The following is a 21,775-nucleotide window of genomic DNA, read 5'->3' on the forward strand; positions in this document are numbered from 1 at the left end:
ACTTCCGCCGTTGGCCTTCAGTCTCTCTGGGCCAGTTCACACGCGTCATTGCAATGCTATACGGTTTGCCCCGAGAGAGGCAAAACTGTTCGTGATGAGGACTATGGAATGACGACGATCGCCCCGGATGCGCGCTTGGCCGGCGCGCAGCGGACCTATCCGCCGCGCGCAGCCGTCGTCAGCTGGATCTTCTTCGACTGGGCCGCGCAGCCTTATTTCACGCTGATCACGACCTTCGTGTTCGCGCCCTATTTTGCCACGAGCATCGCGCCAAATCCTGCCACCGGACAGTCGCTGTGGGGCTTTGCGATGGCGGCGGCGGGTCTCGCGATCGCGCTGATGTCGCCGCTGTTGGGGGCCATCGCGGATGCTTCAGGCCGCAGGAAGCCGTGGATTGCGGGATTCGGCGCGCTGCTGGTGCTGGCGTCCTGCACGCTGTGGATCGGCAAGCCCGGCGATCCCAGCATCATTCCGCCCCTGCTCACCGCGGTCGCGCTCGCCAGCGTCGGCGCGGAATTCGCCACCGTCTTCAACAATGCGATGATGCCGACCCTCGTTCCGCCGGAGCGCATCGGCCGGCTCTCCGGCACCGGCTGGGCTACGGGTTACATCGGCGGCATCGTCAGCCTCATCATTGTGCTCGGCTTCCTCGCGGCGAATCCGGAGACCGGACGCACGCTGCTCGGCCTCACGCCGCTGTTCGGGCTCGATCCCGCAACCCATCAAGGCGACCGCGCCGCGGGACCGCTGACCGGGCTGTGGTTCATCATCTTCGTGACGCCGATGTTCCTGTTCACGCCGGATTACCCGGCCAAACGTCCGGTGCGCGAGGCGTTGCACGCAGGCCTTGCCGAGCTGAAGCAATCGATCAGGAGCTTGCCGCAGCAGAAGTCGCTCGCCGCGTTCCTGCTCGCCAACATGATCTACACCGACGGCCTGGTGTCGCTGTTCGCGTTCGGCGGCATCTATGCGGCAGGCACCTTCGGCTGGCACACGATCCAGATCGGCACCTTCGGCATCATGCTGGCGATTGCCGGCACCTTCGGCGCATGGCTCGGCGGCAAGCTCGACGATCATCTCGGGCCGAAGCGGGTGATCGCCGGCAGCTTGCTGCTCCTCCTGCTCGCGGTAGCGGCGATCCTGCTGGTCGACAAGGACAGCGTGCTGTTCGTCAAGGTCGGGCCGCCGCTGCCGGGCGCGCCGATGTTCTCGAGCGCCGCGGAGCGGGCCTATCTGGTGCTGGGCTGTCTCATCGGCGCTGCCGGCGGCCCGCTTCAGGCAGCTTCACGCACGCTGCTGATCCGTCTCGCGCCGAAGGACCGCATCGCGCAGTATTTCGGCCTCTTTGCGTTGACCGGAAAAGTCACGTCCTTCATCGGCCCGCTGCTGATCGGCGTGATCACCGCGGTAACAGCGAACCAGAAAGCCGGCATGGCCGTGCTGGTGGTGTTCTTCGTTGCGGGGTTCGCGCTGCTGATGCGTGTGCGGGAGTAGCCGCGCTTCACCGTCACTCCGGGCTCGCGCCAAGTGGCGCGGCCCGGAGTGACGGCGAGATCAGTGCCGGAAATGCCGCGTCCCCGTGAACACCATGGCGATGCCGTGCTCGTCGGCGGCCTTGATCACCTCGTCGTCGCGCATCGAGCCGCCGGGCTGCACCACGGCGGTAGCGCCGGCCTCGATGCAGGCGAGCATACCGTCGGCGAAGGGGAAGAACGCGTCCGACGCCACGACAGAACCCTTGGTGAGCGGCTCGGCGAGCTTCAGCTCATTCGCGGCATCCTGCGCCTTGCGCGCCGCGATCCGCGCTGAATCCACGCGGCTCATCTGGCCGGCGCCGATGCCGACGGTGGCGAGGTCCTTGGCGTAGATGATGGTGTTTGACTTGACGTGTTTTGCGACACGGAACGCGAATTTGAGGTCGCGCATTTCGGCATCGCTAGGCGCACGCTTGGTCACGACCTTGAAAATCATGTCATCGACCACGGCGTTGTCGCGGCTCTGCACGAGCAGACCGCCCGCGACCGTCTTGGCGGTGAGGCCCGGCGCGCGCGGATCGGGCAGGCTGCCGGCGAGCAGCAGGCGCAGATTCTTGCGCGCACCGATGATGGCGATCGCCTCCTCGCTGGCGTCGGGCGCGATGATCACCTCGGTGAAGATTTTCGTGATCTCGCGCGCGGTATCGGCATCGAGCGCGCGGTTCATCGCGATGATGCCGCCGAAGGCCGAAGTGGAATCGCAGGCCAGCGCCTTGCGATAGGCGCTGACGGGGTCGGATCCTTCCGCGACGCCGCAGGGATTGGCGTGCTTGACGATGACGCAGGCCGCGGTGCGCTTGGCGTCGAACTCGCCGATGCATTCATAGGCCGCATCGGTGTCGTTGATGTTGTTGTAGGAGAGCTCCTTGCCCTGGAGCTGCCGTGCGGTGGAGACGCCGGGGCGCTTGTCGGGCGTGGCATAGAACGCCGCGGTCTGGTGCGGGTTCTCGCCGTAGCGCAGCGACTGGATCAGCTTGCCACCGAAGGCGCGAAAATCGGGCGCGTCGATTTCGAGCTGCCGGTTGAACCAGTTCGAGATCGCGGCGTCATAGGCTCCGGTACGCGCGTAAGCCTTTGCGGCAAGCCGCCGGCGCAGTTTCAGCGTGGTCGCGCCATTGTTGGCGGCGAGCTCGTCGAGTACGGCCTTGTAGTCCTCGGCCTCGACCACGACGGCAACGTCGTCATGGTTCTTGGCGGCGGCGCGGATCATCGCGGGGCCGCCGATGTCGATATTCTCGATGCAATCCTCGAAGCCCGCGCCTTTGTCGACGGTTGCCTCGAACGGATAGAGGTTGACGACGAGCAGATCGATCGGCGCGATGCCGTGCGCCTTCATCGCGTCCGCATGCTCCTTGTTGTCGCGGATCGCGAGCAGGCCGCCATGCACCTTCGGATGCAACGTCTTGACGCGGCCGTCCATCATCTCGGGGAAGCCGGTGAGGTCGGACACGTCCTTCACCTTGAGGCCGGCCGCAGCGATTGCTTTCGCGGTGCCGCCGGTCGAGACCAGTTCGACATCATGCGCGGCAAGCGCTTTTGCGAACTCGATCAGGCCGGTTTTGTCGGAAACGGAGAGAAGAGCGCGGGTGACGCGACGGGGATGGTCAGTCATGAGCAAGATCCTCTGTCTTAAGGAGTGTCTATGCCCAGGCGCGCGGCGTCTCAGTCCCGCGCTTCCCGATGGTGCTCCATCCAAGGTCGCCAGTCGCGCGAGCGTGGGCTCGATAGCAGTTTTCAGCCGGTTTCACAACGCCCGACAGGACTGGCAGACGCGCGTTTACAACGGAAGTTCCGGTTCACGCCGGGCGTTGCGGCGGGCATTGGTGACCGCCGGCGAAGCGCTCGAGCGAACAAAGCTCCAGCGGATCGAGGGCGCCTGCCGCGCATCCTGCCGGATCACGATCTGCGCGGTGCGGCGCGGGCCGTCATTGCCGGCCAGGAACACACTGTCCTCAAGGTCCACCTTGTCGTCCAGGGCTTCGAAGGTCCAGACGTCGCGGTTCGGCAGCACCAGCATGACGCCGCGGGCATCCGACAGCCGGCTCGCCTTCACCGCGGGATGCAGATGAAAGCGCAGCGCGAAGTCGGCATCGGCGCCCTTGAAGCGTCCGCCCTGCGGCGGTGACAGCGTGTCCTCGCCGTCGATACGCGCGCCATCATTGGAGATCATCAGCACGCGGCGATGGATCGCGCCGAATTTCGCGAGATAGCCGTCATGCGAGGTCGTCAGCAGCGTGCCGTTCTGCACCACCTCGCGATAACTCTCGACCTCGACAGGCCCGCTGGTGACGGGCGAACCGTGCAAGAGCCGCTTCATCGCCGACATCTCGACGAATTGGCATGAGGAGGTGTCATGATAGGTCAGCGTCGAATGCGCCGCCGTGCCGCGCGCGAATGGCCGCCAATTGTCGCGGCCCGTGGTCGGCATGCCGCAATTGGTGACGATGCGACTGATGCCGGACGACAGCTCGAACGACAGGCAGCCGGCATGGGCGTCATGGCTGACGCCGGCCGACGGCGGCGGACCGGTGTCGACGATCACAGTGGTCTGGCCGGCATCGAGTCGCTGGAAACCGGTATGCGGCATGTTCGCCATCGGCGTGCCGTGGGTATCGTCGTAAGCGAGCAGTGTCGCGAGCAGGTCCGAGGACGTCGCGCTCATGCCGTTGAACAGCGCGAAATTGCCATCGCCGTGCCGGAAGAAGCGCAGCATCGGCATCATGCGGTCGATCGCGTTGAGCAGCGCCGGCGGCGGTGCGATGTTGCGCGCGGCAAAGGTCTGCCGCAGCGGCAACAGGTCGATCAGGAGCTCGATCAGCGCGCCTGGATTGCGGGAGATGTGGCCGCCGTCAGGCAGGATCTGCCGCTGCAATTCGTCCGAGAGCTTTTTCGATGCGCTGCGGATCTGACCCGCCTGGTTGGCGAGGCAGAGTGCCGCGTAGCACAGCGCGATCAGCACCTGCAGCTTCGGCACCCCGTCGGGGATGTTCACCATGGTGTAGCGCAGCAAGCGGATTTCGCGTGCCAGCGCGCGCAAGTAACGGCGATAGAATTTGTTGTCAGTGTCGTTGAGCACCAGCGGCGCTTGCGACAACAGAGAGATCACGCGACGCGCCAGCACGTCGGCGCGCCGCGCGACGGCACGGCGCTTATTGGCGGGGTTGGCGATCCAGTCCTCGACCAGCGCGCGCGCATTGGCCCGCGTCAGCGCGGTGTCGGCGGCGCGTAAATGGCGCAGCCAGCCGAAGCCGAGCAGTGCGACCTCCCAATCCTCCGACGGCGGTTCGAGATCGAAGATCGAGCGGCCGTGGCAATTGACGATCTTGCCGGCGAAGACGAAGCGGCCGGCATAGATCTCGGCGGCGCGGGTCGCATCCGCGGTGCGCAGATCATGCGGCGCGATGATGAGCCGGTCGGTGCGGCCCGGCCAGACCCGCGACAGCGCAACGGAACCGCCGCTCGCGCGCGCGAGCATGTTCCGCGCGAAGCGGTTCATCACCAGCGTCGAGATACGTCTGCGTTGAGCGACCGACACGCCTTGCCTTGTAGGGGGAGAGGATTCCGACGAATCCTTATTAATCCCAAAATCGGGCTTCTGACACCACCTTGAAAGCCCTCGAATCAGTACAGCGGCAGCAAAAACCGGTGCAAAATCAGGATTTAACAAGCCGGGCCGCGAAAAATCCGTCGAGCCCGCCGAGCTTGGGGTCATCGTGCGGCAGGTGGCTCGGCAGGGTCCGGAGGTCGCCGTCGGCGGTGATGATCTCGCCGAGTCCGGAAACCTCAGTGGCATCGACCGGCACGCGGCGAAGCGCTGGCTCGGCAGTCAGCAGCGCGGCGACAGCCTGCTCGCCTTCCTCGGGTTCCAGCGAACAGGTGCAGTAGACCAGCGTGCCGCCGGGCTTGAGCAGCGAGACGGATTTGCGCAGCAGTCGTTGCTGGAGAACGGTCATCGCAGCGATGTCGGATTCCTGCCGGAGCCAGGAGACATCGGGATGGCGGCGGATCGTTCCGGTCGAGGTGCAGGGCGCATCGATCAGGATTCCATCGAAGCCATCCGCCGGACCCGCCCATTCGACGGCGTCGGCGACGACAGTCTCGGCCTGGAGCGACAAGCGCGCCAGGTTTTCGCGCAGGCGCGCCACCCGGGCCGGCGATCGATCGATCGCCGTGACGTGCGCGCCTGATAGCGCCAGTTGCGCGGTCTTGCCGCCGGGCGCAGCGCAGAGATCGGCAATGGTTTTGCCCTTGATATCGCCAAACAAGCGGGCCGGCAGCGCGGCCGCGGCGTCCTGCACCCACCATTGTCCTTCGGTGAAGCCGGGCAGCATGGTCACCGCGCCGTGCAGCACTGTGCGCACCGATCCTGTCGACAGCACCTCACCGTGCAGCCGGGTCGCCCATTGCGCAGCGTCGGACTTCACGGTCAGGTCGAGCGACGGCTCATGGCCGAGCGCCAGCGCCATGTCCCGCGCGGTCGCCTCGCCGTAATGCGCGCTCCAGCGCGCGAGCAGCCAGGGCGGCAGGTCCAGCGATTGCGCGGTAACCTCTTCGACCAGCGCTTTGCCCTCGCGCGCGCAGCGGCGCAGCACGGCATTGACGAGGCCGGCATAGCGCGCAGCGCGCCGGTCGGATTGCACCAGGCGAACGGAGAGATCGACGGCGGCGTGATCGGGCACGTCCATCCAGAGGATCTGGGCGGCGCCGATCAGCAGCGCGCTCTGCGCGCGCGGTGCGTCGGAGGGAATGCCCTTGTCGAGCAAGCGCGACAGCACGTGGCCGAGCGTGCCGAGCCGACGCAGGATGGTCGCAACCAGACGCCGCATCAGCGCACGGTCGCGGTCGGCCAGCGTCTTCAATCCGGGATGGGCCCCGGTACCGTCGAGCTGCTCATCGAGCGTGCGGTGCTTGTGCAGCACGCCGTCGACGATGTCGGCAGCAATTCGCCGCGCCGCGAGACCGGGCACTTCGGACGGAGGGGCAAAACGTTGAGATGGCATGCGGAAGCAAGGTTCTGAGCGAGCGGCAGTTCCGCCGATATGGGCGCATGCCTTGAGAAAGGCCAGCTCTGACATGCGAATATGCCAAATGTAAGAATGGCCTCTGGCGTTTGCAGCCCTCCACGGCCATTTCAGCATTGCGTTATTGGACGTCGCGCATGTCGTGACCCTGCGATAGGAACTCGGACGATGAACGACCAGACTTCCGCTCCCGATCGCAAGCCGTTGCCGCCGGCCGCCCAGCGCGCGCTGGCCGAAGCCGAGGCGCGCCGGCAGGCCGCCGCGGCTCATGTCGAGGCCGCGCCGAAGGAATTGCAGGGGCCAAAGGGACCCGAACCCACGCGCTATGGCGATTGGGAACGCAAAGGCATCGCCTCGGATTTCTGACGCTCCGGTTTTTGCCGCTCCGGTCACATAGGGCTCTCTTGCCGGCCCGGCCGACTCAGCCCTAGCGTGCGAGGATGTCGCGCTTCGACCCCGGCCATCCCTATCGGCCTTCCTACAACGGCTCGCCTTTTGGCCGCCGCTTCTCCGGATTGCTGCCATGGATGTTCGTGGTCGGGATCGCGGTGGCGATCGTGCTCACCTTCAGGCACGGGACGAATTGGCCGATCCCGCACCCGACCGATGGTCGATCGCGCGATGCCGAGATCATCCTCCAGCAGGCCGGCAATCCCGATATTCGCCAGCCGGTCGATGTCATCCGCACCATCGACGGTGACACCTTTCTCGCCCGTGTGCATCAGCGCGACGGACGAGATCTCGTTGCCCGCGTTCGCCTGCGCGGCATCGATGCGCCTGAGATGAAGGCGTCTTGCCAGCAGGAATTGGACAAGGCCGAAGCCGCCACGGATGCGTTGCGGGCGCTGCTCGGCCAGGGCGGCGTCACGATCTATAATCTCGGCACGGAAAAATACGGTCGCGTCCTCGCTGATGTCGCGACCAAGCGCACCGCTAACGTCTCTGCCATGCTGCTCGCCGGCGGCTATGCGCGCAGCTACAGTGGCGGTCATCGCGACGGCTGGTGCGCGCGCAGCTGGCGCTTTTGGTAACAAAAAAGCCGCGCAAATGACGCGGCTTTTCTAATTCTGTTCCGATCCCGGAGATCAGCGCGCCACGACCACCGTCGTTCCGACGGAGACGCGGCTGTAGAGATCGGTGATGTCGTCGTTGAGCATGCGGATGCAGCCATAGGAGACGAAGCCGCCGACCGAGCCCGGCACGTTGGTGCCGTGGATGGCATATTCGCCGCCGGCCAGCGTCATCGCGGCAACACCCATCGGGTTGCGCGGCGAGCCGCCCGGGATCACGTCGGGAAGCTGCGGCTTGTCGCGCTTCACCTCGGCGGGCGGCGACCAGGCCGGATTGCGATACTTGCCGTCGATGCGGGTGGTGCCGGCCCATTGCTTGCCGGACTTGCCGACACCGACCGGATAGCGCACGGCGTGGCCGTCATCGAGAATGAGATAGAGCCGCCGCTCGCTGGTTTTGACCAGGATGGTGCCGGGCGAGTAGTTGGCCACGTGCGATCCCACCATTTCCGGCCGCGCCTGCGCCGCCGTCGACATCATGACCCCTGCCCCGATGGTGGCGGCCAGCGCCACAGCAACTTTCATCGACATCGATACTTCCCCCTGCCCCAAACGGATCGTCCAAATCTACGCAGTACGCGGCAATTGCCCGCTCACCCCGACATTCTTAACCGCGCTTGTTAACCGGATGGTTTCCACGCGCGGCTGCGGAGGGCCAGCCAGCAGAGGGAACAAAGGAAATGTTCGAAACAAAGTAAATGACTTGAAAACAACACTCGGCCGGAAAGATGCGGCCGTGCCCGCCCGCGCCCTGACAAGAGCGTGAGGATGTGAACGTGGGTTGTTTCGGGGAAAGCGAGCTGGCGCGAAAGGCAGTCTCGTCCGGACGCGGCGCAGCGCGAAGCGGTGCGACGCAGAGCCGGGACCCAGAAAGCAACACATCCCGCTATGGCATGGGCCCCGGCTCTGCAGCGCACCGCGAAGTGCGCGCCGCGCTGCGTCCGGGGCACGAGCTCGGCTTACGCCGACTTCTTGTTCTGCCGGTTCTTGACGAGATCGTCGACCACGGCGGGGTCGGCCAGCGTCGAGGTGTCCCCTAAGCTGCCCGGTTCGTCCTCGGCGATCTTGCGCAGGATGCGGCGCATGATTTTGCCCGAGCGGGTCTTGGGCAGGCCAGGCGAGAACTGGATCTGGTCGGGCGCGGCGATCGGGCCAATTTCCTTGCGCACCCAGGTGACGAGCTCCTTGCGCAGCTCGTCGGTCGGCTGCACTCCGGCCATCAGGGTGACATAGGCGTAGATGCCCTGGCCTTTGATGTCGTGCGGGTAACCGACCACCGCGGCTTCCGACACCTTCTCATGCGCGACCAACGCGCTCTCGACTTCCGCGGTGCCCATGCGGTGGCCGGAGACGTTGATGACGTCGTCGACGCGCCCGGTGATCCAGTAATAGCCGTCGGCGTCGCGGCGGCAGCCGTCGCCCGTGAAATACTTGCCCTTGTAGGTCGAGAAGTAGGTCTGCTCGAAGCGGGCGTGATCGCCATAGACCGTGCGCATCTGGCCTGGCCATGACCGCGTCAGGCACAGATTGCCTGACGTCTCGCCGTCCAGCACCTTGCCGTCGGCGTCGACGATCTCAGGGACGACTCCGAAGAACGGCTGCGTCGCCGAGCCCGGCTTGAGTTTTGTCGCGCCCGGCAGCGGCGTGATCAGAATGCCGCCGGTCTCGGTCTGCCACCAGGTGTCGACGATCGGGCAGCGGCCGTCGCCGATGACGCGGTGATACCACTCCCAAGCCTCGGGATTGATGGGCTCGCCGACCGAGCCGAGCAGGCGGAGCGAGACACGCGAAGTCTTCTTCACGGGCTCGTCGCCGCTTTGCATCAGCGCGCGGATCGCGGTCGGCGCGGTGTAGAAAATGTTGACCTTGTGCTTGTCGATGACGTTCCAGAATCGCGAATTATCCGGGTAATTCGGCACGCCTTCGAACATCAGCGTGGTCGCGCCGTTGGCGAGCGGCCCGTAGAGAATATAGCTGTGACCGGTGACCCAGCCGAGGTCGGCGGTACACCAGTAGATGTCACCGTCGTGATAGTCGAAGACGTATTGATGCGTCATCGCGGCGAACACGAGATAGCCGCCCGAAGTGTGCAGCACGCCCTTGGGCTGGCCGGTCGAGCCCGACGTATAGAGGATGAACAGCGGATCTTCCGCGTGCATGTGCTCGGCCGGGCACTCCGTCGTCACCATCGCCGCAGCCTCGTGATACCAGAGGTCGCGCGTCGGGTTCATGTCGACCGTGCCGCCGGTGCGCTTGACCACGACCACCCAGTCGACGCCGTCGGCTTTTGCCAGCGCCGCATCGACATTGGCCTTCAGCGGCACCTTCCTGCCGCCGCGCAGGCCTTCATCCGCGGTGATGATGACCTTGGACTGGCAGTCGTTGATGCGCTGGGCGAGGCTGTCGGGCGAGAAGCCGGCAAACACCACGGAGTGGACCGCACCGATCCGCGCGCAGGCGAGCATCGCGTAGGCCGCTTCCGGAATCATCGGCAGATAGATGGTGACGCGATCGCCCTTCTTGACGTTGCGGGTGCGCAGGATGTTGGCCATCCGGCAGACCTCGTCGTGCAGCTCCTTGTAGGTGATGTGCTTCGACTGCGAGGGATCGTCGCCTTCCCAGATGATCGCGGTCTGTTGGGCGCGCTTGTGCAGGTGACGGTCGATGCAATTATGGGCGACGTTGAGGATGCCGTCCTCGAACCATTTGATCGAGATGTTGCCGGGCGCGAAGGAGACGTTCTCGATCTTCGTCGGCGCATGCATCCAGTCGATGCGCTTGGCCTGCTCCGCCCAAAACGCGTTCGGGTCCGAGATCGAGCGGGCGTACATGTCCTTGTACTTGGCCTGGTCGATCCAGGCGCGCTTCGACCACTCCGCGGGGACGTCGTAAATCTTCTCGGACATGTTTCCCTCCACATACGGCAAGCCAAACGCTGGCGACGCGCAAGCCGACTTGATCGTTGAACCGATTATGCGTCCGCGTAACCGGACCCGACAAGGTGCACAAGCTGGACCTTCGGCGAGCCGCTCGCCATGCGGAGAATCAAGCCGCACGGGCAGGCTGTCGCAAATCTGAAACAGGCTGAAAGGCAGCTTTCGGCTCTTTACCCAATCTTGGGAATAGCACGGCGCAGAGCCCCATGCGCCCCTCGGAGGTATTTAGGAACCGCTTCTCACCGATTCGGGACTCGCAATACGGTTCGGAACACCCTAAGTGGCTAACCCGGGTCCCCAGAGACTGTCCAAGAGACCCTCAAAGAGACCCTTGGAACAAAAATCAGAACAGCGGCATTGATCGATAACAGGCAGGGCTAAGGCTTAAGACTATGATGGATCAGCAGAATCTCGGGACGATACGGCCCGCTTCAGCCGATCCTGCCGCTATTGCGCTGGCCAAAGCCCTCGGACAATGGCCGAAACCGGCCGGTTCCAGCCGTCCCAGCCCGAAAAAGGTCTTCGACACGGCGCCCGCGGCGACGGTCGAGGCGCTCGCCAAAGAGCTGGGCCTGCGGCTCGGCGATCAGAACGAGCTGAAGATCCGCCGTATCAAACGCGGCAAGGGCTATTCCTTCGTCCGTCCCAACGGTGCCCATATCCGCGACGCCCGTACCATTCGCCGCCTCCACGCCATGGCGGTGCCGCCGGCCTATCGCGAGGTGCGCTACTCCGCCGATCCGAGCACGCATCTCCAGGCGGTGGGACGCGATGCCGCGGGCCGGCTGCAATATCGCTATCACGCCGACTGGGAGAAGGTCCGCGAGCACCGCAAGGCGCATCGCCTGGAAAAGCTCGTCGGCGCGCTGCCAAAGATCCGGCGCAAGGTTTCGGCGTTCCTGTCGGCGGACGAACCGACGCGCGAATTCGCGCTCTCGGCGGTGATCGAGCTGATCGCGCGTACCGCGATCCGCCCCGGCAATGAATCCTACGCCCGCCTCAACGGCACCCGCGGCGCGACCACGCTGCTGAAGTCGAACGTGACGCTCGAAGACGATTCCTTCGTGCTGACCTTCAAGGCGAAGGGCGGCAAGGCGGTGCGCAAGGAATGCGACGCGGCCAAGCTGGTGCGCGCCATCGGCATTTTAAACGGCGTTCCCGGCAAACGGATGTTCCAGTACCGCGATGCCTACGGCATCGTGCGCGCGGTCAGCACCACGCAGGTGAATGCGTTCCTGCGTGAGATCGCCGGCATCAAGATTTCGCTGAAGGATTTCCGTACGCTGATGGCGTCCGCTGTCGTCGTGGAATCGTTGTCGCGGATCACGCCGGCGGTCAGCCAGCGCGGCCGCAAGAAGCAGGTGCTGGAGGCGATCCGCGCCGCGGCGGACAAGCTCTCCAATACGCCGGCGATCTGCCGCAAGAGCTACGTCCACGACACCATCGTCACCGCCTTCGAGGACGGCATCCTGGAGCGCTTCGCCGCGACGATGAAGGGCCAGCGCTCGCAGGCGCGGCGCGAGCAGCTGTTGCAGCAGGTGGTGGCGACCGCGGCGGTGTAACCGTAGCAATTCGCTACATCTTGTCCGAAACACCCCTGTCCGGACCGGGATCGCTGCCCGCCGCTGCACTCGTGAGCCGACCCAGATAGTGCGCCCATCCTGTCGCGTGCGCGGCCGCCTGTTCTTCGGTCGGCAGCCCGCTGTGGGTCATGCGCAGCAGCGTGCCGCCGTCGCGCTCGATCAGGTCGATCTCGACCAGGCTCGAGCCGGGCGGCACCTCCTGACCGCCCTCCCATCCGAATGTGTAAGCGAGGCGATGCACCGGCACGACCTCGCGGAAGGCGCCGCGGGCAACGCCGCCACGCGGGCCGACTCCTTTGAGCAGATAAAGCCCGCCGGGATGCGGCTCCGTGGTCGCATCCGAGCCCATCCAGCTCAGGATTTTCTCGGGGTCGGTCAAATAGGCGAAAACGGTGGCACGCGGGGCTGCGATCTGGGTCTCGCGTTGCACTTTGAACGGCTCGATCATCGGCGATCATCCCTTCGCTGACACAGGCACATGGCGGCGCCAAAGCAGGGCGTCAAGGATTGCCCGTGACAAAGACGGTCCACCTTCGCCATCATCGGGTCATGCAACTCTCCCCGACCCTCGCCTGGCTGGTCGATGCCGCCTCCGATAGTTCCGGGGCCGACCGCCTGCTCGCGGAACTCGGCGCACATCTGGTCGCCGACGGCGTGCCGCTTGCGGCAGGCAGCCTGACATTGGAAGTGCCGCATCCGCTGATCGCGAAGCGGACCTGGCTGTGGCGTGCGGACAACGGCCGGGTGATCGAAGCGCTCGGCTTCGCGCCGGGCGGCCTTTCGCCCGACCCGCCCAACGATGCCGGCCGTCGCTGGCTGCGCGACATCGCAGGCGGCGAGGTGCACGAAGATGCCGTCGGACGGCCCGATGGGCCGCTGCTCGGCTGGATCGGGCCGCGTCCGTTCACCGCAGACGAAACCGAACAATTACGTCAGGCCGCACGCTTTGCCGCGACACCGCTTGCTGTGCTCGCTGCACGCGCCACGTTGCGGGCGACACTCGATGCCTATCTCGGCAAGCGCAGCGCGGAGCGTGTGCTGGCGGCACCGCTCCGACGTGATCTCGGCGAGACCATTCAGGCCGCGTTGCTCTATGCAGATTTGCGCGGCTTCACGACCTTGTCCGAAACCACCCCACCCGCCCAGGTCATCGCGGCGCTCGATGCCTGGTTCGATCGCATCGCGGGTGCCGTTCACGCCTTCGGCGGCGAAGTGCTGAAATTCATCGGTGACGGTGTGCTCGCGATCTTTCCGGTGGTCGAGGCGTCACCGCGCCGTGCATGCGAGGCGGCTCTGCGTGCGGCAGGCGCGGCCGAAGCCGGGATGGCGTATCTCAACGCGGAGCGTGGCGCGCAAGGATTGCCGCCGCTGTCTTTCGGTGCGGCGCTTCATCTCGGCGAAATGCTCTGGGGCAATATCGGCGCCGCCAACCGGCTCGACTTCACGGCGATCGGTCCCGCCGTCAATCTCGTCAGCCGGCTCGAGGGATTGTGCAAGCCGCTCGGCAGGACGGTGCTGGTGTCGGGCGCGCTCGCGGCAGAGACGGAGATGCCGCTCGTCGCGCTCGGACCGCATTCGCTGCGCGGCATTGCCGCGCCGTGCGAGGTGTTTGCATTGTCCGAGCTGAAAGCCCGGATATCGTAGCCCGCACGAGCGTAGCGACATGCGGGGTCGCCGCAGCAGTCCCCGATATCGCTTCGCCCATCCGGGCTACGGCAGCTTCCTAAACCCCGCCCATCTTGCAGACGAGCTTCCACTCTTCCGCCGTTACCGGCTGCACCGACAGGCGCGAATATTTCACCAGCGCCATGTCGGCGAGCTTCTTGTCGGCCTTGATCGCGGCCATCGTCACCGGCGTCTTCAGCGGCTTGTCGGCCTTGATGTCGACGCAGACGAATTTCTCGGTCTTGTCGGTCGGATCGGGGTAGGCCTCCTTGATGATCTCGGCGATGCCGACGATCTCTTTACCTTCGTTGGAGTGATAGAAGAACGCCTTGTCGCCCTTCTTCATATTCACGAGGTTGATGCGCGCGGTGTAATTGCGCACGCCCGTCCAGGCTTCGCCCTTGGCGCCCTTCGCCACCTGCTGGTCCCAGGACCACACCGATGGTTCGGATTTCACCAGCCAGTAGTTCATCGCAACCTGCCCCAATCTCGGAACCGCCATCCGCGTGCCGCGATGTTATAGCGGCACGGCTGCCCGCGACAAGCGCGGGCAGCCGATATCCATTGCGGGACTCACTCCTTCAGATACCGATCGAAGAACTTTGCGATGTCGGTGAAAGCTTCTTTCGTCTCCGGCGCATTGATATTGAACTGGTACTGCGCGTGAGACTGCCCCTCATAGACATTGAGATCGGCAATCACACCGGCGCGGCGCAATTTGCGATGCGTGCGAACCGTGTTGCTGAGGAACAGGTCGCGCGTACCCGATGTCAGGATGGTCGGCGGAAAGCCTTTGAAGTCGCCATAGATCGGCGAGATATAGGGCGTCTTCAGGTCTGTCCCGTTGGCGTAGAGCTTTGCGGCGCGGCCGAGCCAGCCGTCCCAGGTCACCAGCACGTTGTCGACCCACTCATTGCTGGCATAGGTGTCGCCGAGCTTGTCGATATCGGACCATGGCGTGCCCGGCGCGATCGCCGCCGGCTTTGGCAGCTTCTCGTCCCTGGCCCGCAGCACCATGGCCAGTGTCATCGCGCCGCCGGTCGACGTGCCGAAGATCGCCATCCGGCGCGAATCGTTGGTCTTGGTGACTTCCTTCCAGACCGCCATCGCATCATCCATCGCGGCGGGATAGGGGAAATCGGGCGGCATGCGGTAGTCGACCGAGATCACCTTGAAGCCGCCAAAGCCCGCCATCATGATCGCTTCCGGCAACGCGGCTTCGCCGGGCCCGAACACATAGCCGCCGCCATGCACATGGACCAGAAGGCGTCGTCGATTCTCCGGCGGGATCTTGTTCGGCGTGACGATGAAGCAATGCACGCCCGCGATCTTGGTTTCCTCGACCTTGACGCCGAGCTTCTCCTTCATCGCGGGAAGGCCGGCGATTGACAGTTTTGCGCGGCGATCGATCAGCTCCTTCCATTCCGCAGGAGTCTTCGGGTCCGCATTGAAATGCGGCGGAAACGGCGCGCCGATGATGGCCTGCATGTCGGAGCTGACATCATTCGAAGGATTGGTGATCGACTTGAGGGGTGCGACCCGCTTGCCGTTGTCGGCATTGGCCGCCGCCTCGCTCTTGGCGAGCTCGTCATAAGATAGTGCGGCCTCGGCGCGAACGGCGGTGGGTCCTGTGATGGCGGCAAGCGTGGCGATGGCGATCAAAACGATCGCGCGATGCGGTTTGCGCATGCGTTTTCCCCTGGATCCGTTTCATTATTGTTGGACCGGGATCCTGCGGTGTGCCGCTAGGCTAGAGCAACGTGCAAGGCTCGTGAAGTACTGCCGCGGGGAGCGCGGCTATTCCTCGGCCTTGAACGGCCGGGTCAGCAGCCCTTCGATCGCGGCGTTAATCGTCAATCTGCCGTCCAGGATGGCGGCCACCGCTTGCGAGACCGGCATGTCGACGTTCTGTGCGGTCGCGAGCTCGACCAGAACCGGTGCGGTGAAAGCACCTTCCGCAAGCTTGCCCGCCGGCGCAGCCTCGCCGCGACCGAGCGCGATCCCGAGCGCGAAGTTCCGCGATTGCGCGGTCGAGCAACTCAGCAGCAGGTCGCCAAGGCCGGACAGGCCCGACAGCGTTTCCGTGCGCGCGCCGCAGGCACGGCCGAGCCGCGCCAGCTCACTGAAGCCGCGCGTGGTCAGCGCGGCAAGCGCGGAAGCGCCGAGGTTACGGCCGACCACAATGCCGGCGGCAATCGCCAGCACATTCTTGGCCGCGCCGCCGATCTCGACGCCGCGGACATCCGTCGTGTGATAGGGCCGGAAGGTTGCCGAGCCCAGCGCCCGCACCAGGTCGCTCGCGAGCGCTTCATCCTTCGCCGCCAGCGTCACCGCGGTTGGCAGACCGCGCGCGACATCGTTGGCGAAGCTCGGGCCCGACAGGATCGCCGGCAGCGCGTGAGAAGCGGCCTCCGCGATCACGTCGGTCATGAATTTGTGGGTGCCGTGCTCGATGCCCTTGGCGCAGGCAACGACAGGCGTCGGGCTTGCCATGTGCGAGGCCAGCATGTTGACGGCGGCGCGCAGATGCTGCGCTGGCGTTGCGATCAGCAGCATGTCCGCGCGCGCGGCGAGCGCGAGATCGCTGGTCACGACAATCTCCGGCGCCAGTCGCACGCCGGGCAGCCGCGGATTGTCGCGGGTCGAAGCGACGCGCGTGGCATGTTCGGCATTGCGCGCCCACAGCGTCACGTTCCGTCCCGCCCGCGCCGCCACCGTCGCCAGCGCCGTGCCCCAGGCCCCCGCACCGATCACCGCGACGGATTGGAACGCGGTCATGGCTAGTATCCCGCCCGCGTCTTGCCGTAGCCAGCAGGCGCAGTCGCGTTGGCATCGAGCAGCCAGCGCGCACGGGGCTGGGCTTCCATCGTATCGGTGAGGCCGAGCGCAAGACGTTCGGCGCCGGCCCAAGCGATCATCGCGCCGTTGTCGGTACAGAGTGCCGGCGGCGGCATGATCAGTTGCGTCTGCGCCTGCTTGGCAACGTCGTCCAGCGCGCCGCGGATTGCCTGGTTGGCGGCGACGCCGCCGGCAGCCACCAGCGCATGCGGTGCGCCGAACCGCTCGCGGAAAAGCCGCAGGCCGACTCTCAGCCGGTCAGCCGTCGAATCCAGCACGGCAGCCTGGAAGCTCGCGCAGAGATCACTGATGTCCTGCGGCGTGATCTCAACCAGCCGGCTCGCCTCGGTGCGGACCGCGGTCTTCAATCCCGACAGGGAGAAATTGGCATCGGGGCGGCCCTGCATCGGCCGCGGAAGCGCAAAGCGCGTGGCATCGCCGTTTGCCGCCGCGCGCTCGACCTGCGGACCGCCGGGATAGGGCAATCCCAGCATCTTCGCGACCTTGTCGAAGGCCTCGCCGATGGCATCATCGACGGTGGTGCCGAGCCGCACATACTGGCCGACGCCGGTGACCGCGACGATCTGGGTATGGCCGCCAGAAGCGAGAAAGAGGCAGTAGGGAAACTCGATGCCGTCGGTGAGGCGCGGGGTCAGCGCATGCGCCTCTAGATGGTTCACCGCGATCAGCGGCGTGTCGTGCACCATCGCGATCGCCTTTGCGGTGGTGAGACCGACGATGACGCCCCCGATCAGCCCCGGCCCCGCAGCCGCTGCGACACCGCTGAGCTGGGCATAGTCGATGCCGGCCTCGTGCATGGCACGGTCGATGATGCCGTCGAGCACGTCGACATGCGCGCGAGCGGCGATCTCCGGCACTACGCCACCGAAGCGGGCATGCTCCTCGATCTGGGACCGCACGATGTTGGACAGGATCTTGCCGCTGCCGTCAGGCGCGCGCTCGATCACGGCCGCGGCGGTCTCGTCGCAGGTGGTTTCGATGCCCAATACCAGCATTGGCGAATTGTTATCCAATTTGCGCCCTTCTCACCCCCTTGCGCTCATCCGCAAAGCAGAGTTCTGGTACGTCCGGTAGCATTCCGGGGTCGGCTTGCGCAATCGTCACGCATAACCGTCCTCGTCAATGCTCACGTGCCCGGGAACACCAGCGATGTCCATTCTTGTCACACGGCCGCATCCCGACAATGAGGCGACAGCGGAAAATTTACGCACACGGGGGCATGTGGTGCTGCTCGCGCCGGTGCTCAAGTTCGAGCCGGTCGCTTTCCACGACGAGAGCGAGGTGGGCTACAGCGCCATCATCGTCACGTCGGCCAATGCGATCCGTGCCGTCGCGCCGCTGTTGCCCGACCTCGATCTGTTGAAGCTGCCGCTGTTTGCGGTCGGCGAACACACTGCAGCGGCTGCCCGCGATGCCGGCTTTGCCGAAGTGATCGTCGCCGGAGGCGATGCCGCGGCCTTGCGCGACAAGGTCATTCAAAGTGTGCGCGAGAAGGTGCTGAAAAAGAAGGGCACGCTGCTCTACCTCGCCGGCGCTGATCTGTCGCGCGATCTCGGCGGTGAGCTCGGCGCCGAAGGGTTCAGCGTGGTGACGCAGACGACCTATCGCATGGCCCCGGTCAAAATTCTGCCGCGCGACGTCTGCGACGGCTTTGCCGCCCACGGGATCGACGCGGTGCTGCATTACTCCCGGCGCAGCGCGCGGGCCTTCCTGGAGGCGGCGCGGGACGAAGGTGTCGAAATCTCGGCGCTGGCGATTCCGCAATGCTGCCTGTCCGAGACGGTCGCGGCTGTGCTGCGCGATGCCGGCGCGTCGCAGGTTCTGGTGGCCGCGTCGCCGGACGAAAATGCCTTGTTTGGCACCTTGGAGCGTGCTTTGCGCACCCGTTTGGCGTAAGAGGTCGGGCCGAATCCGACGCAATCGGATCCATTTTGGGCATGTAAGTGTGAGGAACCGTCACGATGGCCGACGACAAGCCTGAAGACGTGGGCAAGCCTGAAAACGTGGGAATGGCCCCCGAGTCCGGTCGCGCCAAGCGCACCCCGCCCACCATCGACCTCGAGGCGACCGAAGTCTCCACCCAGCCGCAGGATTTGGCGGGCGAGCCCGAGGCTCAGCACGCGGCCGAGCAGGCTGCGCCTGATCAGGCCGCGGTTGAAGAGACCAAGCCCGAAGACGTCAAGGCCGCGGAAGTCGCGCCCGAGCCGCCGCCCGCCGAGGAACAGCCGCCCGTCGCGGCCGCAGCTGTATCACCCTGGGTTATCGCTCCGTTGTCTGGCGCCGTTGCAGCGGCGCTCGTGATCGGAGTCGGCTGGGCGCTGGGCTGGCCCGCGGTGCAAGCACCGCCGGCCGCGCCGCAGGTGACGAGCGCGGCGGTCGACGCACTGAGCGGTCGCGTTGCCGCCGTCGAAGCCAAGGCCGGCAAACCCGCTGCCGATCCGGCCATGGTGGCGCGGATCGACGCGCTGGAAAAATCAGCGAACGCCCTGCGCGGCGACATCGCCAATCTGCGCGCGCAGTCCGACAAGACCGCGAGCGCTCTCAACGATACGAACTCCGCGCCGCGAGCGGCGGCACCTGATCTTGTCGCCCTCAACGATCGCATTTCGCAACTCGAGCGCGCCAGCAAGACGGAGCGCGCCGAGCTCGTACAGCAGGGCGAGAAGATCGCCGATGCCAGGACGATGGACGACAAGCCGCTGCGCCACGTGGTGGCGGCGGCCCTGCTCGATGTCGCCGTGCGCCATGGCGACGCTTACGAATCGCAATTGGCAGCGGCACGGTCGCTGGCGACCAAGCCCGAGGTGCTGAAGCCGCTCGACACATTCGCTTCATCCGGTATCCCGACGCCGGTTGCCTTGAGCCGCGAGCTCCTCAACATCGTGCCGAAATTGTCGCCGCCGACGGAGGCTCCGGCCGCCGGTGCCGGCATCGTCGAGCGCCTTCAGGCGGGGGCGTCAAAACTCGTCCGCATCGAGCGCACCGACGGCGTCGGCAATGATCGCGGTGCGATCGTCGCGCGGGTGACGGCTTTCGCGCTCCGCAACGATTTCGTCGAGGCGCGGCGCGAGTTGAAGACGCTGCCAGATGCCGATCGCGCGCCGGCACAGGCGTGGCTCGATAAAACCGATGCCCGCGACGCCGCGCTCGCGGCCTCCCGCAAATTCGCCGACGATGCCATGGCGGATCTCGCCAAATCTGGTTCAGTCAAGCCTGGTCAGTAAAGGTTCGCGCAACAATCAGCGCGTATAGGAATCGCCATGCTTCGCATCGTCCTTTTCCTCGTCTTGATTGCGCTGGCGGCGGCCGGTGCGGCCTGGGTTGCCGACCAGCCCGGCAATGTCGTGTTGACCTGGGGTGGTTATCGGGCCTCCCCGAGCATTCCGGTATTCGTACTTTTGGTCGGCCTCTTTGCCGTGGCCGTCGTGCTGGCCTGGAGCATTTTGACGACGATCTGGCGCGCGCCGGGGCGTCTGCGGCGCCGCCGTCATGAGAAGCGCCACGCCCGCGGTCGCCATGCCATCACCCACGGCCTGCTCGCGATCGGTCATGGCGACACCGCGCTCGCCCGTCGCCACGCCGATACCGCGCGGCGGCTTGCCGCAAACGATCCGCTTGCATTGCTGCTGCACGCACAATCGGCCCAGCTCGAAGGTAATCGCGACGAAGCCCAGCGCGTCTTCCGCGCCATGGCGGAGCGTGAGGATACGCGGCTGCTCGGCCTGCGCGGCCTGTTCATCGAGGCGCAGCGCGCCGACGATGCGGTCGGCGCCGTGATGATCGCGGAGGAAGCGATCAAGCTGTCGCCGTCCTCGACCTGGGCCTCGCATGCGGTGCTCGGCTTCCGTTGCGCGCGCGGCGACTGGAGCGGCGCGCTCGCGATCCTCGATTCGAATTTGGCCGCCGGCCTGATCGACAAGCAGGCCTATCGCCGGCAGCGCGGCGTACTGCTCACGGCGCGCGCGCTGGAGCTGGAAACCATGGACCGCGACGTCGCGCGCGAGAGCGTGATGGAGGCGATCAAGCTCGCGCCGACGCTGGTGCCGGCCGCGGTGCTCGCCGCAAAATTCGAGAGCGAGGCGCATCAGGTGCGCCGCGCCATGAAGCTGGTGGAAGCCGCCTGGCTCGCCAATCCGCATCCCGATCTCGCCGACGCCTATGCCCATGTGAAGCTCGGCGACTCCACGCGGCAGCGCTTGCAGCGGGTCGAGACGCTTGCCGCCAAGATTTCCGCCGACAAGCCCGGCCATGTCGAAGGCCAGCTGGCGATCGCGCGCGCCGCGATTGACGCTTCCGAGTTCGCCCGCGCGCGCGCCGTGCTGGCACCCTACATCAACGATCCGACCCAGCGCGTCGCGCTGCTGATGGCCGAGCTCGAGCGCACCGAGCACGGTGACGGCGGCCGTGCCCGCGCCTGGACCTTGCGCGCGGTGCGCGCCCGCCACGATCCGGCCTGGACCGCGGACGGCTATGTCAGCGACCGCTGGCGGCCGGTCTCCCCGGTCACCGGCCGCCTCGATGCCTTCCAGTGGCAGACCCCGGTCGCGAGCCTTCCGTCCGACAAGAGCACCATGATCGAAGCCTCGGCCTTCGAGGAAGCGATGCTGGCGGCACCGCCGCCGAAACGGGTGACAGCGGCCCCGAGCGAAAGCACGGCGGAACCGGTCGTGACGGCACCGGCTCCCGTGCCGGCCGCACAGGACAATTCACCCCGTGAGGCCCAGGAAGCCGTCACGGAAACCGTCAACGAAGAGCTGGCGGTCGCGCCCGTCGAGCCGGTCAAGCCCGTTTCTGAAGCGGCCGAATCATTGCCCGTGGCGGCAACCCCGGTGTTCCGGACCCGCGCTGACCTCGGCAAGCCCGCGCAAGCACCGGTCCAGGCCGTCATCCCGATCGTCCGCGCCCCTGACGATCCCGGGATCGATGACGAGGGCCCAAGCGATGAATTTACGGAACAAATCGGTACCTCAAAGGCCCAGGCCGGCGGCTGGCGCGGATTCTGGTCCCGCTGGGGCGGCTGAGGCGCATTTCAAAGCCGGCTCCACCTTGCCAATTCGGGCCATGCCCGATATCAGGAGCGCGCGTATCGGGACCGGTATCGCCGGG

The 21,775-nt window shown here is 65.9% G+C and carries 18 protein-coding genes and 1 riboswitch; of the genes, 8 read left to right on the forward strand and 10 right to left on the reverse strand.

Going from position 1 to position 21,775, the window contains the following annotated elements; genetic code table 11:
* The first annotated feature begins 108 nt into the window (after positions 1 to 108).
* The gene (locus IVB29_RS03460) at positions 109 to 1,494 is read left to right on the forward strand and encodes an MFS transporter (RefSeq protein ID WP_247501992.1); all 1,386 of its coding nucleotides are present in this window, start codon (positions 109 to 111) and stop codon (positions 1,492 to 1,494) included.
* Between the two features lie 60 nt (positions 1,495 to 1,554).
* Here the strand turns inward: IVB29_RS03460 and purH are convergent, their stop codons facing one another.
* From purH to IVB29_RS03475, 3 genes are all read right to left on the reverse strand, one after another.
* Positions 1,555 to 3,147, reverse strand: coding sequence for a bifunctional phosphoribosylaminoimidazolecarboxamide formyltransferase/IMP cyclohydrolase (gene purH, locus IVB29_RS03465; RefSeq protein ID WP_247501993.1), 1,593 nt, complete (start codon positions 3,145 to 3,147; stop codon positions 1,555 to 1,557).
* Between the two features lie 25 nt (positions 3,148 to 3,172).
* A riboswitch (ZMP/ZTP riboswitch) is annotated at positions 3,173 to 3,254 on the reverse strand.
* Positions 3,255 to 3,312: 58 nt separating this feature from the next.
* Complete coding sequence (locus tag IVB29_RS03470; protein WP_247502342.1) at positions 3,313 to 5,031, reverse strand: heparinase II/III family protein; 1,719 nt, start codon at positions 5,029 to 5,031, stop codon at positions 3,313 to 3,315.
* A gap of 157 nt (positions 5,032 to 5,188) precedes the next feature.
* Positions 5,189 to 6,535 carry a transcription antitermination factor NusB gene (locus tag IVB29_RS03475; protein WP_247501994.1) on the reverse strand — a complete coding sequence of 449 codons (1,347 nt, stop codon included), beginning with the start codon at positions 6,533 to 6,535 and terminating at the stop codon, positions 5,189 to 5,191.
* Between the two features lie 189 nt (positions 6,536 to 6,724).
* Between IVB29_RS03475 and IVB29_RS03480 the strand changes: the two genes are divergently transcribed.
* Positions 6,725 to 6,922, forward strand: coding sequence for a DUF1674 domain-containing protein (locus tag IVB29_RS03480; protein WP_247501995.1), 198 nt, complete (start codon positions 6,725 to 6,727; stop codon positions 6,920 to 6,922).
* Between the two features lie 74 nt (positions 6,923 to 6,996).
* A complete protein-coding gene (locus IVB29_RS03485; RefSeq protein WP_247501996.1) occupies positions 6,997 to 7,587 on the forward strand; it encodes a thermonuclease family protein in 591 nt (196 codons plus the stop codon).
* 54 nt (positions 7,588 to 7,641) lie between these two features.
* Here IVB29_RS03485 and IVB29_RS03490 read toward each other — a convergent pair whose 3' ends face one another.
* Both IVB29_RS03490 and acs read right to left on the reverse strand, forming a co-directional pair.
* Positions 7,642 to 8,157: a L,D-transpeptidase gene (locus tag IVB29_RS03490; RefSeq protein ID WP_247501997.1), complete on the reverse strand. Its 516-nt coding sequence runs from the start codon at positions 8,155 to 8,157 to the stop codon at positions 7,642 to 7,644.
* A gap of 428 nt (positions 8,158 to 8,585) precedes the next feature.
* On the reverse strand, positions 8,586 to 10,532 hold the full coding sequence (acs, locus tag IVB29_RS03495; RefSeq protein WP_247501998.1) for an acetate--CoA ligase: 1,947 nt from the start codon (positions 10,530 to 10,532) through the stop codon (positions 8,586 to 8,588).
* Positions 10,533 to 10,954: 422 nt separating this feature from the next.
* Here acs and IVB29_RS03500 point away from each other — a divergent pair, with 422 nt between their 5' ends.
* Positions 10,955 to 12,124, forward strand: coding sequence for a DNA topoisomerase IB (locus IVB29_RS03500; RefSeq protein WP_247501999.1), 1,170 nt, complete (start codon positions 10,955 to 10,957; stop codon positions 12,122 to 12,124).
* Between the two features lie 13 nt (positions 12,125 to 12,137).
* Here the strand turns inward: IVB29_RS03500 and IVB29_RS03505 are convergent, their stop codons facing one another.
* Positions 12,138 to 12,593 carry an SRPBCC family protein gene (locus tag IVB29_RS03505; protein WP_247502000.1) on the reverse strand — a complete coding sequence of 152 codons (456 nt, stop codon included), beginning with the start codon at positions 12,591 to 12,593 and terminating at the stop codon, positions 12,138 to 12,140.
* Positions 12,594 to 12,694: 101 nt separating this feature from the next.
* On the opposite strand from IVB29_RS03505, the gene IVB29_RS03510 reads away from it, so the two are divergent.
* The gene (locus tag IVB29_RS03510; protein WP_247502343.1) at positions 12,695 to 13,789 is read left to right on the forward strand and encodes an adenylate/guanylate cyclase domain-containing protein; all 1,095 of its coding nucleotides are present in this window, start codon (positions 12,695 to 12,697) and stop codon (positions 13,787 to 13,789) included.
* 79 nt (positions 13,790 to 13,868) lie between these two features.
* Here IVB29_RS03510 and IVB29_RS03515 read toward each other — a convergent pair whose 3' ends face one another.
* From IVB29_RS03515 to tsaD, 4 genes are all read right to left on the reverse strand, one after another.
* On the reverse strand, positions 13,869 to 14,282 hold the full coding sequence (locus tag IVB29_RS03515) for an EVE domain-containing protein (protein ID WP_247502001.1): 414 nt from the start codon (positions 14,280 to 14,282) through the stop codon (positions 13,869 to 13,871).
* Positions 14,283 to 14,383: 101 nt separating this feature from the next.
* Positions 14,384 to 15,499, reverse strand: coding sequence for an alpha/beta hydrolase (locus IVB29_RS03520; protein ID WP_247502002.1), 1,116 nt, complete (start codon positions 15,497 to 15,499; stop codon positions 14,384 to 14,386).
* Positions 15,500 to 15,607: 108 nt separating this feature from the next.
* The gene (locus IVB29_RS03525; RefSeq protein WP_247502003.1) at positions 15,608 to 16,588 is read right to left on the reverse strand and encodes an NAD(P)H-dependent glycerol-3-phosphate dehydrogenase; all 981 of its coding nucleotides are present in this window, start codon (positions 16,586 to 16,588) and stop codon (positions 15,608 to 15,610) included.
* A gap of 2 nt (positions 16,589 to 16,590) precedes the next feature.
* Positions 16,591 to 17,664 carry a tRNA (adenosine(37)-N6)-threonylcarbamoyltransferase complex transferase subunit TsaD gene (gene tsaD, locus IVB29_RS03530; RefSeq protein ID WP_247502004.1) on the reverse strand — a complete coding sequence of 358 codons (1,074 nt, stop codon included), beginning with the start codon at positions 17,662 to 17,664 and terminating at the stop codon, positions 16,591 to 16,593.
* Positions 17,665 to 17,818: 154 nt separating this feature from the next.
* On the opposite strand from tsaD, the gene IVB29_RS03535 reads away from it, so the two are divergent.
* The 3 genes from IVB29_RS03535 to IVB29_RS03545 all read left to right on the forward strand — a co-directional run bounded on the left by IVB29_RS03535 (position 17,819) and on the right by IVB29_RS03545 (position 21,690).
* Positions 17,819 to 18,565: a uroporphyrinogen-III synthase gene (locus IVB29_RS03535; protein ID WP_247502005.1), complete on the forward strand. Its 747-nt coding sequence runs from the start codon at positions 17,819 to 17,821 to the stop codon at positions 18,563 to 18,565.
* A gap of 65 nt (positions 18,566 to 18,630) precedes the next feature.
* Complete coding sequence (locus tag IVB29_RS03540) at positions 18,631 to 19,893, forward strand: hypothetical protein (protein WP_247502006.1); 1,263 nt, start codon at positions 18,631 to 18,633, stop codon at positions 19,891 to 19,893.
* A 36-nt stretch (positions 19,894 to 19,929) separates the two neighbouring features.
* On the forward strand, positions 19,930 to 21,690 hold the full coding sequence (locus tag IVB29_RS03545; protein WP_247502007.1) for a heme biosynthesis HemY N-terminal domain-containing protein: 1,761 nt from the start codon (positions 19,930 to 19,932) through the stop codon (positions 21,688 to 21,690).
* Positions 21,691 to 21,775: the final 85 nt, after the last annotated feature.

The sequence above is a fragment of the Bradyrhizobium sp. 1 genome (assembly GCF_023073315.1).
Lineage (GTDB): Bacteria > Pseudomonadota > Alphaproteobacteria > Rhizobiales > Xanthobacteraceae > Bradyrhizobium.

Excerpts from the sequence above, each read along its gene's own strand:
- IVB29_RS03485 (WP_247501996.1), top strand. The coding sequence starts at position 6,997 with ATGTCGCGCTTCGACCCCGGCCATCCCTATCGGCCTTCCTACAACGGC.
- IVB29_RS03490 (WP_247501997.1), bottom strand. The coding sequence starts at position 8,157 with ATGTCGATGAAAGTTGCTGTGGCGCTGGCCGCCACCATCGGGGCAGGG.
- IVB29_RS03505 (WP_247502000.1), bottom strand. The coding sequence starts at position 12,593 with ATGATCGAGCCGTTCAAAGTGCAACGCGAGACCCAGATCGCAGCCCCG.
- IVB29_RS03535 (WP_247502005.1), top strand. The coding sequence starts at position 17,819 with ATGTCCATTCTTGTCACACGGCCGCATCCCGACAATGAGGCGACAGCG.
- acs (WP_247501998.1), bottom strand. The coding sequence starts at position 10,532 with ATGTCCGAGAAGATTTACGACGTCCCCGCGGAGTGGTCGAAGCGCGCC.
- IVB29_RS03515 (WP_247502001.1), bottom strand. The coding sequence starts at position 14,282 with ATGAACTACTGGCTGGTGAAATCCGAACCATCGGTGTGGTCCTGGGAC.
- IVB29_RS03545 (WP_247502007.1), top strand. The coding sequence starts at position 19,930 with ATGCTTCGCATCGTCCTTTTCCTCGTCTTGATTGCGCTGGCGGCGGCC.
- IVB29_RS03470 (WP_247502342.1), bottom strand. The coding sequence starts at position 5,031 with ATGAACCGCTTCGCGCGGAACATGCTCGCGCGCGCGAGCGGCGGTTCC.
- IVB29_RS03460 (WP_247501992.1), top strand. The coding sequence starts at position 109 with ATGACGACGATCGCCCCGGATGCGCGCTTGGCCGGCGCGCAGCGGACC.
- IVB29_RS03475 (WP_247501994.1), bottom strand. The coding sequence starts at position 6,535 with ATGCCATCTCAACGTTTTGCCCCTCCGTCCGAAGTGCCCGGTCTCGCG.
- tsaD (WP_247502004.1), bottom strand. The coding sequence starts at position 17,664 with ATGCTGGTATTGGGCATCGAAACCACCTGCGACGAGACCGCCGCGGCC.
- IVB29_RS03480 (WP_247501995.1), top strand. The coding sequence starts at position 6,725 with ATGAACGACCAGACTTCCGCTCCCGATCGCAAGCCGTTGCCGCCGGCC.
- IVB29_RS03510 (WP_247502343.1), top strand. The coding sequence starts at position 12,695 with ATGCAACTCTCCCCGACCCTCGCCTGGCTGGTCGATGCCGCCTCCGAT.
- purH (WP_247501993.1), bottom strand. The coding sequence starts at position 3,147 with ATGACTGACCATCCCCGTCGCGTCACCCGCGCTCTTCTCTCCGTTTCC.
- IVB29_RS03525 (WP_247502003.1), bottom strand. The coding sequence starts at position 16,588 with ATGACCGCGTTCCAATCCGTCGCGGTGATCGGTGCGGGGGCCTGGGGC.
- IVB29_RS03540 (WP_247502006.1), top strand. The coding sequence starts at position 18,631 with ATGGCCGACGACAAGCCTGAAGACGTGGGCAAGCCTGAAAACGTGGGA.
- IVB29_RS03520 (WP_247502002.1), bottom strand. The coding sequence starts at position 15,499 with ATGCGCAAACCGCATCGCGCGATCGTTTTGATCGCCATCGCCACGCTT.
- IVB29_RS03500 (WP_247501999.1), top strand. The coding sequence starts at position 10,955 with ATGATGGATCAGCAGAATCTCGGGACGATACGGCCCGCTTCAGCCGAT.